The organism is Microbulbifer elongatus (assembly GCF_021165935.1).
Taxonomy (GTDB): Bacteria; Pseudomonadota; Gammaproteobacteria; order Pseudomonadales; family Cellvibrionaceae; genus Microbulbifer; species Microbulbifer elongatus.
In genome coordinates this window covers 3,663,099-3,675,881 of sequence record NZ_CP088953.1, presented here as the reverse complement: position 1 = coordinate 3,675,881, position 12,783 = coordinate 3,663,099, and the positions used below count along the sequence as shown (strand labels likewise).

At 60.8% G+C, this 12,783-nt stretch carries 9 protein-coding genes and 1 pseudogene; 7 read left to right on the top strand and 3 right to left on the bottom strand.

The features are described from left to right. Positions 1–2: 2 nt before the first annotated feature. Together gatA and gatC are read right to left on the bottom strand one after the other, a co-directional pair. The gene (gatA, locus tag LRR79_RS15180; RefSeq protein WP_231758014.1) at positions 3–1,457 is read right to left on the bottom strand and encodes an Asp-tRNA(Asn)/Glu-tRNA(Gln) amidotransferase subunit GatA; all 1,455 of its coding nucleotides are present in this window, start codon (positions 1,455–1,457) and stop codon (positions 3–5) included. A gap of 62 nt (positions 1,458–1,519) precedes the next feature. Then, positions 1,520–1,807 (bottom strand): Asp-tRNA(Asn)/Glu-tRNA(Gln) amidotransferase subunit GatC, encoded by a 288-nt coding sequence (gene gatC / locus LRR79_RS15175; protein ID WP_231758013.1) that lies wholly within the window; start codon positions 1,805–1,807, stop codon positions 1,520–1,522. A gap of 364 nt (positions 1,808–2,171) precedes the next feature. Here gatC and LRR79_RS15170 point away from each other — a divergent pair, with 364 nt between their 5' ends. The 7 genes and pseudogenes from LRR79_RS15170 to LRR79_RS15140 all read left to right on the top strand — a co-directional run bounded on the left by LRR79_RS15170 (position 2,172) and on the right by LRR79_RS15140 (position 12,156). Next, positions 2,172–3,206: a rod shape-determining protein gene (locus LRR79_RS15170; RefSeq protein WP_231758012.1), complete on the top strand. Its 1,035-nt coding sequence runs from the start codon at positions 2,172–2,174 to the stop codon at positions 3,204–3,206. 189 nt (positions 3,207–3,395) lie between these two features. Then, positions 3,396–4,187: a rod shape-determining protein MreC gene (gene mreC / locus LRR79_RS15165; protein ID WP_231758011.1), complete on the top strand. Its 792-nt coding sequence runs from the start codon at positions 3,396–3,398 to the stop codon at positions 4,185–4,187. A 4-nt stretch (positions 4,188–4,191) separates the two neighbouring features. Continuing rightward, positions 4,192–4,671, top strand: coding sequence for a rod shape-determining protein MreD (mreD, locus tag LRR79_RS15160; protein ID WP_231758010.1), 480 nt, complete (start codon positions 4,192–4,194; stop codon positions 4,669–4,671). A 249-nt stretch (positions 4,672–4,920) separates the two neighbouring features. Continuing rightward, positions 4,921–5,490, top strand: coding sequence for a Maf family protein (locus LRR79_RS15155; RefSeq protein WP_231758009.1), 570 nt, complete (start codon positions 4,921–4,923; stop codon positions 5,488–5,490). An 11-nt stretch (positions 5,491–5,501) separates the two neighbouring features. Beyond that, positions 5,502–6,986: pseudogene (gene rng, locus LRR79_RS15150) on the top strand (ribonuclease G); the annotation flags it as partial. A 57-nt stretch (positions 6,987–7,043) separates the two neighbouring features. After that, positions 7,044–11,159: a YhdP family phospholipid transporter gene (locus tag LRR79_RS17330; RefSeq protein WP_322790449.1), complete on the top strand. Its 4,116-nt coding sequence runs from the start codon at positions 7,044–7,046 to the stop codon at positions 11,157–11,159. A 157-nt stretch (positions 11,160–11,316) separates the two neighbouring features. After that, entirely contained in the window at positions 11,317–12,156 is an 840-nt protein-coding gene (locus LRR79_RS15140; RefSeq protein WP_231758008.1) for a hypothetical protein, read from the top strand. Positions 12,157–12,370: 214 nt separating this feature from the next. Here LRR79_RS15140 and LRR79_RS15135 read toward each other — a convergent pair whose 3' ends face one another. Continuing rightward, the gene (locus LRR79_RS15135) at positions 12,371–12,652 is read right to left on the bottom strand and encodes a peptidylprolyl isomerase (RefSeq protein ID WP_231758007.1); all 282 of its coding nucleotides are present in this window, start codon (positions 12,650–12,652) and stop codon (positions 12,371–12,373) included. Between the last annotated feature and the right edge of the window lie 131 nt (positions 12,653–12,783).

Genomic DNA, 12,783 nt, shown 5'->3' with positions numbered 1-12,783 from the left:
CCTTATTCTGCTGCCGGGGCGGTTTTCTGATGCCAGTCAGTGGCTTGCTGGAACTGGTGCGCGATGTTGAGCATGCGCGCCTCGTCCAGGTAGTTGCCAATGATCTGCAGGCCCACGGGCAGGCCGCGCGCGAAACCGCAGGGGATGGACATGCCGGGCAGGCCGGCCAGGTTGGTGGCGATGGTGTAAATGTCTTCCAGATACATAGCCACCGGATCGGCGTTTTTCTCGCCCAGCTTGAACGCCGGATTGGGCGCGGTGGGGCCCATGATCACGTCGACTTTGTCGAAGGCGTCGACAAAATCCTGTTTGATCAGGCGGCGCACCTGTTGGGCCTTGTTGTAGTAGGCGTCGTAGTAACCGGCGGACAGGGCATAGCTGCCTACGAGGATGCGGCGCTTTACTTCCTCGCCAAAACCTTCGCCGCGGGAGCGCATATACAGGTCGCGCAGGTCTGCCGGGTTTTCACAGCGATAGCCGTAGCGCACACCGTCAAAGCGGGACAGGTTGGCGGAGGCCTCCGCCGGCGCGATCACGTAGTAGGAGGGCACCGCGAGCTTGCTGTGGGGCAGGCTGATTTCTACCAGCTTGGCACCGAGCTTTTCGTATTCGTTCAGGGCTTCCTGTACCCGCGCGCGCACTTCGCTGTCGAGGCCGTCACTCAGGTACTCGGACGGTACGCCGATTTTCAGCCCATCGATGGCGTCGTTCAGTTTCGCGGTGTAGTCCTCTGCCGGGCGGTCCAGGCAGGTGGAGTCTTTCTTGTCCGGGCTCGCCATGACCGACAGCATCAGTGCTGCGTCTTCGGCGGTGCGGGTAATCGGGCCGCCCTGGTCGAGGCTGGAGGCAAAGGCGATCATGCCCCAGCGGGAGACCCGGCCGTAGGTGGGCTTGAGGCCGGTGGTACCGGTCATGGCCGCGGGCTGGCGGATGGAGCCGCCGGTATCGGTGGCGGTGGTGCCCGGTACCAGCTGTGCGGCGACCGCGGCGGCGGAACCGCCGGAGGAGCCGCCGGGAATGCGTTCCACATCCCAGGGGTTCTTCACCGCGCCGTAGAAGCTGGATTCGTTGGAAGAGCCCATGGCGAACTCGTCCATATTGGTCTTGCCCAGGCTGACGGCGCCGGCCTGTTGGAAGTTATCCACAACGGTGGCGTCATAGGGCGGCACGAAGTTGTCCAGCATCTTCGAGCCACAGCTGGTGCGCACGCCATTGGTGCAGAAGATGTCCTTGTGGGCGATGGGTACGCCGCACAGGGCCGGGGCGTCGCCCTGCGCCAGGCGGGCATCGGCGGCGGCGGCCTGTTTAATGGCCTGGTCACCGGTGACGGTGATGAAACTGTTGAACTGGCTGTCCAGCTCCTGGATGCGCTCCAGCAGATGGCTGGTGATCTCGACGCTGGAGAACTGTTTGTCGCGCAGGCCGCGAATGATCTCGGCGATGGTCAACTGATGCATGGGAAATCCGGTTTCTTGTCTATTCTGTATTCGCTCAGGGTGGTGAGAGGGTCGATAGGCTCTTAATCGATCACCTTGGGCACCAGATACAGGCCCGCTTCGGTCTGTGGGGCCAGGGCGAGGAACTCTTCGCGACGGTTGGGCTCGGTGACTTCGTCTTTGCGTAGTACCTGCACCTCGTCCAGCGGGTGGGCCATGGGCTCGACGCCGTCGGTGTTGACGGCCTGCAGCTGGTCCACCAGTTGCAGGACATCGCCCAGGCGGCTGCTGACTTCGTCTATGGTTTCTTCGGAAATGGCGATGCGGGCCAGTTCGGCCAGCTTTTCAACGGTTTGCGCGTCCACGGCCATGGGGATAGAGACTCCAGCTTCTCATTGGCTAATTTGCGGCCAGGCCCGGAATCAACGGGGCCGGCCGGATCAGAAGGAGCGCAAATTTAGCATATCTGTGGTGGAATCTCTTTATGCTTATTTATTAAGGGGCTCCTGAGCCTTGCTCTGAACCCACGCCGTTGTTAGAGTTTGCCGATTCTGGCCAGGCTACGACTGCGGCTGGCTAATTTGTCGTAAATCGGACGAAAACGCCGTCCGGAACACAGAATTATTTGCGTGGACTAATTACCCTGTGGCGCATCTTCGCCCGGGGCTCCAGTCGGCGCCTGCGGCACCTGACCCGGATTGGGTGTTGTACTTCAGATTAAGGTAATCGAATTCCATGTTTAAACGTTTGCGGGGCATGTTCTCCAGTGATCTCTCCATTGACCTGGGTACTGCCAACACGCTGATCTACGTGCGCGATCGCGGCGTAGTCCTTGATGAACCCTCTGTTGTCGCCATTCGCCACTACAACGGCACCAAGATCGTGGAAGCGGTGGGTGTTGAGGCGAAGCGCATGCTCGGCCGTACCCCGGGCAACATTACCGCCATCCGCCCGCTGAAAGATGGCGTGATTGCAGACTTCCAGGTTACTGAGAAGATGCTGCAGCACTTTATCAAGAAGGTGCACGAGAACAGCTGGATGCGCCCGAGCCCGCGCGTGCTGGTGTGTGTGCCCTGTCAGTCCACCGAGGTGGAGCGCCGCGCGATTCGCGAATCCGCCCTGGGTGCCGGCGCCCGCGAGGTGTGGCTGATCGAAGAACCCATGGCCGCTGCGATCGGGGCAGGCCTGAAGGTGGAAGAAGCCTCCGGTTCCATGGTGGTGGATATCGGTGGTGGTACTACCGAGATTGCAATCATCTCCCTGAACGGCGTGGTCTATTCCGATTCTGTGCGCATCGGTGGCGACCGCTTTGACGAGGCCATCGTCAACTATGTGCGCCGCAATTACGGTAGTGTCATCGGTGACGCGACCGCCGAGCGCATCAAAGAAGAAATCGGCTGTGCCTACGCCGGCAGCGAAGTGCGCGAAATCGACGTGCGCGGTCGCAATCTTGCGGAGGGCGTGCCGCGCAGCTTTACCCTGAACAGTGACGAGATTCTGGAAGCCCTGCAGGAACCCCTGACCGGTATTGTGCAGGCGGTGAAGAGTGCTCTGGAGCAGTCTCCCCCCGAGCTGGCTTCCGATATCGCCGAGCGCGGTATGGTGCTCACCGGCGGCGGCGCGCTGCTGCGGGATCTGGATCGTCTGCTGATGGAAGAGTCTGGCCTGCCGGTGATCGTCGCCGACGACCCGCTCACCTGTGTCGCCCGGGGCGGCGGTCAGGCACTGGATATGATGGACAAGAGCCGTCTGTACCTGGTGACGAACTGATACGTTTTGCCGGTTGATGGCGGTGCTCAGGGAGGCCCGGGCAGGGCATGGATTCAAGAGCACCGCCGCATCTCTCGCGTATGGAAGCGCACTACAAGCCAATAACAATTCCACTGCTGAACTGGTCAATGGGAGCTGCCCATTAAACCGCTATTTACCCGAGGTCCGTCACCGGAGTCCCGCATCATCGTGCTGGGAGCGCTGGCGACCGCGCTGATCCTGGTCAATATCTACACCGACTGGCTGGACCCCGTACGCGAGCGCCTCTCCAGTTTCGCCGCCCCTTTCTACTGGATCACTGGCACCCCGTCTCGCGTGGGCGACTGGGCTGGTGAGCAGTTGCGCACCCGCGAAGAGCTGGTGGAAGAGAACAGTCGCCTCCGGCATCAGGTAATGCTGCTCGAGCAGCAGACTCAGCTGCTGGCTGCGGTTCGCGCGGAAAATACCCAGCTGAAAGAACTGATGAACTCGGCCGAGAGCGTGGATCAACGGGTACTGGTGGCCCAGGTGATTGGTGTCTCCCCGGATCCCCTCGAGCATGTGCTGATCATTGACAAGGGCCGCAGCGACGGCGTTCAGCAGGGCACCGCGATCATGGATGCCAGCGGTTTGCTGGGGCAGGTCATCGAAGCGGGGGATTTTTCCAGCCGGGTACTGTTGATTACCGATGCCAACCACGCTCTGCCGGTGCAGGTGCTGCGCAACAGTGTGCGGGCCGTGGCAGAGGGTACCGGTGATCTTTACCGCCTCAAACTGCGTCACCTGGCCAATACCAGCGATATCCGGGAGGGTGACCTGCTGCTGAGCTCGGGCCTCGGCGGCCGCTTCCCGGCGGGTTACCCGGTGGGCGAAGTGATTTCCGTCAAGCGCGACCCGGGCAGAGCCTTCGCCGATGTGGACGTGCAGCCGCGCGGCCTGATGAACCGCAGCCGGTTTGTGCTGGCGGTGCTCAGCGAGCCCCTGACGGACGAGCAGAACTGATCCCATGGATGCCCACAACCGCTGGTTTATCCTGTTTACCTTCGTCATCGCCCTGCTGCTGGCGGTGATGCCCCTGCCTACCAACTGGTTGTGGTTCCGCCCCGCATTCTGCGCACTGCTGGTGATTTTCTGGACCACCCGCATGCCGCAGGAGCTGGGTGTGGGGTTTGCCTGGATGGTGGGGCTGGCGGAGGACCTGGTCACCGGCGCCACGCTGGGGGCCCACGCCTTGGCCCTGGCCGTACTCGCCTATTTCAGCCTGCTGACCTACCGGCGCACCCGCGCGTTCAATCCGGGGCAGCAACTGATGTGGGTGTTTGTGCTGGTGGGGATCAACCAACTGCTCGGAAACTGGGTGCACAGCCTGGCGGGCAAGCCGGTGCCCGGGCTGACCTTTTTGTGGCCGGCGCTGACCACCGCATTGTTGTGGCCTCTGGTGACCCCCTGGCTGCACCGTATGGCGACCGGTCTGCGGATCCGTTAGCGGTCGCCGGGCAATTGATATTGCCGGACGATCGTCCGATATTCTCGGCAACCAAAAAAACAATTGAAAAATAGTGTTAAGTGTCCGCGCAGGCCGGTTATTTTTCGAGCGCGGCCGCTATAATCAGGCCTTCTGCTAACAAACACATAATCATAAGCGTCGCCCGTGCCACCACCAGATTCTCCACAGCCCAGTTTTCCCCCGCGCCTGATTCTGGCCTCAGGTTCTCCCCGGCGCGCCGAGCTGTTGATGCAGATCGGAGTACCTTTTTCCTCTGCTGCCACCGCCGTGGAAGAGATTCGCCAGGGGGATGAATCCGGTCGCGACTATGTCTTGCGGCTCGCTCAGGAAAAGTCCCGCGCGGGCCTCGCCCTGGTCGGCGACGATGCCACAGTCTGGTCACTGGGGGCGGATACACTGGGGCTGGTGGACGATGAAATTCTGGAAAAACCCCGTGATTTCACCGATTTTGCCCGCATGATGCGCCTGATGTCCGGCCGCGAGCACTCGGTACTCACCGCCATCTGCCTCAGCGGGAGCGATCAATCCTTTAGCGATGTGGTCGAAACCCGGGTGCGCTTCCGCACGCTGGATCGCGCGCTGATCGAGGGTTACTGGAACACCGGTGAGCCCCGGGACAAGGCCGGCGGCTACGGCATTCAGGGCATGGGCGCACTGCTGGTAGAGTCTATTCACGGCAGTTACAGCAATGTGGTGGGGCTGCCGCTGGAAACCCTGGCGGGGTTTCTGCAGCGGGCTGGCATTCCCTACTGGCAATTTGACAAGCGCTCTTCTGGGGCGGATGCAGGGACGGTTTAGGAGTTACGCCCGTGAGCGAAGAATTACTCATCAACGTGGCGCCCATGGAAACCCGCGTGGCGCTGGTGGAAAACGGGGTGTTGCAGGAAGTTTACCTGGAGCGCACCGCCAGCCGCGGTATCGTCGGCAATATCTACAAGGGCAAAGTGGTGCGGGTGCTGCCGGGGATGCAGGCGGCGTTTGTGGATATCGGCCTGGAGCGCGCCGGCTTTATTCACGCCTCGGACATCGCCCCATTGGACGATGAGGGCATGGAGTCCCGCGAAGGGGAGGTGGCGGATATCCGCGCCCTGGTGCGCGAGGGACAGTCGCTGGTGGTGCAGGTGGTCAAAGACCCCATCTCCAGCAAGGGCGCGCGTCTCACCACGCACCTGTCTGTATCCGCTCGCTATCTGGTGTATATGCCCCAGACCCGCCATATCGGCATATCCAATCGTATCGAGGACGAATCCGAGCGCGAGCGCCTGCGCGATCTGGTGGATCTGGCCTCGACCAAACTCGCCGATGAGGGGCTGAGTGGCGACGGCGGCTTTATCCTGCGCACCGTGGCGGAAGGGGTCAGCGAGGAAGAATTGCTGCGGGATATTCCGTTTCTGTACAAGCTTTGGAAGGAACTGGAACAGCGCATCAAGTCGGAGAAAGAGCCGGCGATCATCTACGAAGACCTGCCGCTGTTTATGCGCTCCCTGCGCGATCTGGCGCGCCCGCACACGGAGAAAATCCGTATCGACTCCCGCGAGGCCCACGCCCGCGCGGCCAAGTTTACCAGCAAGTATGCGCCCGAAATCGCACCGCGTATCGAACACTACCCCGGTGAGCGACCGCTATTCGACCTGTATGGCGTTGAGGAGGAAATCCGCAAGGCGCTGCAGAACAAGGTGACACTGAAATCCGGCGGTTACCTGATCGTCGAGCAGACCGAGGCCATGAGCACCATCGATGTGAACACCGGTGCGTTTGTCGGGCATCGCAATCTCGAAGAGACCATTTTCAAGACCAACCTGGAAGCGGCCACCGCCATTGCCCGTCAACTGCGCCTGCGCAATCTGGGTGGCATCATCATCATCGATTTTATCGATATGCAGGATACCGAGCATCAGCGCCAGGTACTGCGCACTCTCGAGAAAGCCCTGGAGCGGGATCACGCCAAGAGCAGCATCACCGGTGTCTCCGAGTTGGGGTTGGTGGAAATGACTCGCAAGCGCACCCGCGAATCCCTCGGCCAGATGCTGTGCGAGCCGTGTTCCGTATGCGCCGGTCGCGGCACCCTGAAGACCGCGGAAACCGTCTGCTACGAAATCTTCCGCGAAATCATCCGCGAGGCCCGCGCCTGCGACAGTGACAAGATCATGGTGCTGGCCAGTCAGGTGGTCATCGACCTGCTGCTGGACGAAGAGTCCGCGAACGTGGCCGATCTGGAAGAGTTTATTGCGCGCCCGATCCAGTTTCAGGTGGAGCCCATCTACAACCAGGAGCAGTACGACATTGTTCTGGTGTTACTCGCTGACAAGCGTGGTATTTGCGCGTGTCACCCCAGTGGGGGAGGTCGCTTGATGTTGTGGCTGCGCTGGTTTGCCCGCAAGTTCTGGTTGCTGGTAGTGATCCTGGTGATCACCCTGGCGATTCTGGTGCAGACCGGTCGCATGCTGTCGCCGCAAGTGGGCAAATGCAGCCCGGAGATTGGCCAGTGGCTGTCCGAGCGGCTGGGGGCGCCGGTGGCGCTGGAGCATATTTCTCTGCAATGGCAGGCGCTGGAAGTCGCGCTGCAAATCGACGGTCTGAAAATCGGCGCCGAGGGCCAGGTAAAACTGGAGCGCGGCCTGTTCCATCTGGATCTGCTGGCGAGCCTGTGGAACCGCGAGTTGATCTGGAAAAACCTGGAAGCCGACGGCTTCTCTGCGGCACTGGAGCAGCGCAAAGAGGGCGGCTGGCAGGTGCAGGGATTTCCGCGTGCCAGTCGCCCGGCAGCCGGTAGCGGCGGTGGTGGTGTGCGTCTGGGGGATCCCGCACGCATCTTTCAGCTGGGTCCCAAAGTACTGGTGCGGGACGCCAGCATCAGCCTTTCTTTGACCGACGGTCAGTCGGCGAACCTGAATCTGAAGGAAATCCTGCTGGAGAATGGCGGAGGGTTTCATCGTCTGGTCGCGCGCGCGTTCGTGACCGGTGCCATGGAGAGCCTGCACAGCGGCGAAGAAAGCCTGCGCCTGGTGCTGGAAGGGCGGGGCAACCCGCGGCGCAGTGAAGATTTCTCTTTGCGTGGCTATGTGCAGCTGAACGAACTGTTGATCGACGCCGATCTCGTCGGTCTGCTGTACCAGCTTTCCCCGCTGCCCGAAAAACTCTACTGGCCCGGCCGCAAACTTGCCGGCGGACGGCTGTGGTTAAGTTCGGACGCCGAATCGGGCTATACCCTACGGGGCAACCTGAATCTCGCCCAGCAACCGGTGGCAGAGTCCGGGCAGCCGGACGCGGAAAGCGTCGCCGGAGCGCTGGAATCTTTAAACGCCACCTCCAGTAATATTTCCGGCCACTGGCGACCGGGGGAAAACTGGGAGCTGGTGTTGCAGGACCTGGGGCTCAACTGGCAGAAGCTGGAAGTTCCGGCAGTGAACATCCAGGCCAGTGGCGATCAGTCCGGAGACCTGCAGCTGGCGGTGGATCAGATCGAATTACAGGCCTGGCATCGGGTGCTGAAAGTACTGGAGCTGATTCCCGCCAAGGCCGACGAGTGGCTCCAGGCACTGGAGCCGTCCGGAAAACTGCTGAATGTGCGCCTGTCCCGCGTGGACGGTGAGGTCACGGTATCTGCGAACCTGCGGGATGTGGCTGCCGGCGCACACCGCGGTGCGCCGGCGGTAACCGGCGTAGATGGATACCTCTCCCTGAACGGGAAGGGCGGGCGTGTCGAGCTGGATGCCGGTCAGGGGTTCAGTGCCCATTTCCCCAAACTGTACGACGATCCCTTTTTCTTCTCCCGGGCGCGGGGCACCGTAGCCTGGGATATTGATCGGGAGCATGAAACGGTCTCGGTGTACTCCGGTCCCCTGTCACTGGATGCCTCGAATAAAGCAGACAGCAAAACCGTGCCCACCGGCGGTGCCTTTATGGGGCAGTTTCTACTGCAGATTCCCCTGGTGCCCTTCACCCGTGCGGCAGACTTTACCCTGGCTCTCGGGTTGCGCGATGTGGCGGTTTCCGAGCAGCGGCACCTGGTGCCCACAGTGGTGAGCGACGACCTGCGCCGTTGGCTCAACAGCGGTATCGGTGAAGACAATCCGGGCCGAATCCCCGCGGCGGGCTTCGTCTATCGCGGCTACAGCTACCGCGAAGGGGAGGACCCGGCGTTGCTGGCACTGGGGCAGCATAACCAGCGGCAGACCGTCCAGCTGCAGGCCGATATCGCCGATAGTCACCTGCAGTACAGCCCCGGTTGGCCGGCGGCCGAAGAGGTCGACGGGCATCTGGGGATCAATGATACCGAGGTGGTTGTGGTCGCACCCAATGCGCGACTGTGGGAAGTGGCCGGTTCCAACGTGGTAGTTCGGGTATCTCCGGCGCCGGGTGGCTCGCGCCTCGATGTAGCTGCCGAGTTGCACGGCCCCGCCACCGATGGCCTGAAGCTGTTGCGCGAATCACCACTGCGCAACAGCCTTGGGGATGCCTTCGACAGCTGGTCGCTGGGTGGCACCATGCAGGGTTCTCTGCGGATTACGCAACCCCTGGGGGGCGCGAGGCTTGACCCGCAACAGAAGGTCGATCTGGCACTTTCCGATGCCAGCCTGGACCTGCAACGGCTGAACCTGCAAATCCAGCAGCTCAATGGCAATGTGCGCTACCACAGTGAAACCGGCCTGGAGGGCTCCCGTTTCCGCGGTCAGCTGTGGGGGCAACCGCTGCGCGCCTCCATCCAGCACCTGGGGCAGGGGAGCGATCGGGACACTCAGGTGGTTGTTAATGGCACTGCAGAAACCGGCGGTATTGGAGCCTGGAGCGGGCGCCCTGAACTGCAGTGGCTGGATGGCACCCTCGACTACCAGGCGCTGGTCACCATCCCTGCCAGGTCCAAGGAAAAACCCTATCGCGCGGTACTGGAGCTGACGTCCGATCTGCAACAGGTTGCGGTCAACCTGCCGGCGCCGCTCGGCAAGCCCAGCGGTGATAAATCCCGGTTCGTGATGCGGGTACCGGTTGGGGATCAGGGCAACCTCTATCACATCAGTTATGGGGAGCACCTGCAGGGGCAGTTGTGGCAGGTGGATGGCAAACTCGAGCGCGGAGCCATAGCGCTCAACGCACCGGCAACCCTACCAGATGCCCCGGGTATTTCAGTGCTGGGTGACCTGTCCCGGGTAGAGCTGGCACCGTGGAAAAAAGCGCTGGAGATTTACACCCAGCCGACAGCGGCCCCGGATTCGGCGCAGGGTACGGGGGACAGTGTGGACGGGAATACGGCGCCGTTGCCCATCCAGCTGGACCTCAGTACCGATCTGCTACAGGTCTCGGAGTCGGTGCAGATCGAGAATATTCACGTAGGCGGCCGCGGCCTCGGCGCCGATTGGCACCTTGATTTCGACAGTGAAATGGCCGCGGGCGAACTGAGTGGGATGCTGAATAGCGTCTCGCCCCTGCGTTTGAAATTGGCCCACTTGCGTCTGCCCGCACTGCCTCCCACCACCGCGAGTGACGCCGTGGACGCAGAGGCCGATGCGGCGACAACCGATACTGCAGAGCAACGGGAAGACCGCTGGAAGGGCTTCGACTTCGCCAGCCTGCCGCGGGTGGATTTCTCCACTGACCGCCTGTGGCTGGGTGAGGAATCCATGGGGCCCTGGTCTTTCCGTTTGCGGCCATCGGAAGAGCGCCTGGTGATCAGTGAGATCCAGGGCGCCATGCGCGGCATCCGCATTGAGGGGCGGGGCGAGGGAGAAAACAAACTCGGTGCGCAGCTGATGTGGATGCGCGATGCGGACGGCAGAGAATCTTCGCAGTTTATCGGCCGTCTGCGCGGCGATAACCTCGGCAGCGTACTACAGGCCTGGGGGCAGGAGGCGGTAATGGAGAGTCGCAGCGCTGTTTTTGATACCGCGCTGCGCTGGAATGGCTCCCCGGCGATGGTCAGTCCCAATGACATGAACGGTGAGATTGCGATCGATATCCGTAATGGACGCTTCCTGCGTGCCAGCGACAACGCCGGTACTTCGTTGTTGCGCCTGTTGTCTCTGTTCAATTTCGATACCTGGGCGCGGCGCCTGCGCCTGGATTTCTCCGATCTGGTGCAGAGCGGTCTAACCTTTGACCAGGTGCGCGGTGAGGTGTATTTCGAGGGGGATGGCGAGCTGTTGATCGCCGTGCCAATCCAGGTGGAAGGCCCCACCAGTGAGTTGCAGATGGCGGGTCGGGTGAATCTGCGCCGTGAGGATCTGAACCTGACCCTGGTGGCGACGCTGCCGGTGGGGAATAACCTGGCCTTTGTCGCCGCACTCGCCGGCGGCCTCCCCGCAGCGGCGGGGGTCTATCTGATCAGTAAGGTGTTCAAAAAGCAGGTGGACCGGGTGGCCAGTGTCAGTTACCGCATCAGCGGCGAATGGTCAGACCCGAAGGTGCGCTTCGACCGCCTGTTTGATGATGGTGCCGGTGCTCAGCAGGTGGAGCGCGCGGGGGCAGACTGAGTGGGTGGTCGGTCGACCTTGAGACAGACGCTTGCAAAAACCGAATAATTATTCGATATTGACGTATCTCGCAATGGAGTGCAGGCCTGCGGTTTAGGCATGGGCTGCGATAGAAGCAGCGTAACAATAATAATCACGCTATCGAGGTGCGTCGCCAATGTCCGAGGTGGTTTCTTTGGCCGGTCTCTCCGCGAACCGCTATACCCTGTTCAAAATCTTTAAATACACCGTGTACTGTCTGCTGGTGTACAACGTGTATGCGTTCTTTGTGGAGAACCACGGGGCGGCAGGTACGGTGTTCGCCGATGGTGTCAGTCTGGGCAAAATCATTGAGGCCTATAACGATTCCATTGATACGCTGGCATGGGTGTTACTGCTGTTGGTGTTTGAGCTGGAAACCTGGGTACTCTCTGACGAGCGCCTGAAGGGCGGTACCAAGTGGGCGCTCAATGCGGTTTCGGCGTTCTGTTATGTCTTTATCGTGTATTCGTTTTACGGTTACTTTTCGGAGATGGTGTCGCTGACACATCTGTTGCCGGTAGCCGGTTCTGCCTGCGAGCTTGCGGCCAGTGGTGGCTGGTCTATGGTGCTGGAGCAGGATGATTATGTGGCGCTGACGGCGGCGAATTGCGGTTCGCTTTCCGAGGCGAGTCTGCTGCGTTTGGCGGATGCGCATGTTGTCGGGGATGCGGAGATCTGGCGAGAGATCCATTGGCTGGCGTGGGTGGATGTGATCAATGCGGGCGCGTGGCTGCTGGTGGTGGCGATCCTGGCTTTCGATGTCTGGCTGCAACTGCGACACCAGCTGTCCGATTCGATTATGCGCTATTCCCAGGTCATTAAGGGCCTGCTCTACTTTACCCTGCTGCTGTGTGCGATCTACTGGGGACTCAACGGCAGCTTCCTGGATTTCTGGGACGCCTTCCTGTGGCTGGTGGCTTTCTTCTTTATCGAGATGAACCTGTTTGAGTGGCAGGCTGAGACCAGCGCGGAGTAATTGGGATTAAGGGCTTCCACAGTGGAGCCCTGTAAGCCACTTAAGTGGCGCCAAGATGCTGGTGCGAGTATTTCGAATCGCTGTGAATACATCCCTGTACGCTCCGGCGCCGCCATCCATGGCGACGACGGTTCGAAATACTCGCACCAGCACCTTGCCTTAGCTTCTAGCTGCCAAGTTTTTAACCGGCAGCTAAGAGTCTGAATGACTGTCCTTAATCCGTACGGCTGGTAACTTCCAACAGGTGATAACCAAACTGGGTTTTCACCGGGCCGTGTACCTTGTTCAGCTCATCGTTGAAAACCACCTTGTCGAATTCCGGCACCATCTGGCCCTGGCCAAATTCACCCAGATCGCCACCATTGCGGCCGGAGGGGCATTTGGAATATTGCTGGGCAATTTTTCCGAAATCGGCGCCGTCTTCAATTTGCTTTTTCAGATCCTGACACTGGGCTTCGCTTTCTACCAGAATGTGGCGGGCTGTTGCTCTTGGCACGGGAATCTCCCTAACTTATTGGTGATGAATAATTTCGTGAGCGGCAAGCTTAGTGTGTAACGAACAAAGGGGCCAGTATACGAAGTCTGTAAAGGACCCAAACGCCGAAGCGAAAGCGTCGATACCGGGTA

Excerpts from the sequence above, each read along its gene's own strand:
- mreD (WP_231758010.1), top strand. The coding sequence starts at position 4,192 with ATGGATGCCCACAACCGCTGGTTTATCCTGTTTACCTTCGTCATCGCC.
- gatA (WP_231758014.1), bottom strand. The coding sequence starts at position 1,457 with ATGCATCAGTTGACCATCGCCGAGATCATTCGCGGCCTGCGCGACAAA.
- LRR79_RS15170 (WP_231758012.1), top strand. The coding sequence starts at position 2,172 with ATGTTTAAACGTTTGCGGGGCATGTTCTCCAGTGATCTCTCCATTGAC.
- LRR79_RS17330 (WP_322790449.1), top strand. The coding sequence starts at position 7,044 with ATGTTGTGGCTGCGCTGGTTTGCCCGCAAGTTCTGGTTGCTGGTAGTG.
- LRR79_RS15140 (WP_231758008.1), top strand. The coding sequence starts at position 11,317 with ATGTCCGAGGTGGTTTCTTTGGCCGGTCTCTCCGCGAACCGCTATACC.
- gatC (WP_231758013.1), bottom strand. The coding sequence starts at position 1,807 with ATGGCCGTGGACGCGCAAACCGTTGAAAAGCTGGCCGAACTGGCCCGC.
- LRR79_RS15155 (WP_231758009.1), top strand. The coding sequence starts at position 4,921 with ATGCAGATCGGAGTACCTTTTTCCTCTGCTGCCACCGCCGTGGAAGAG.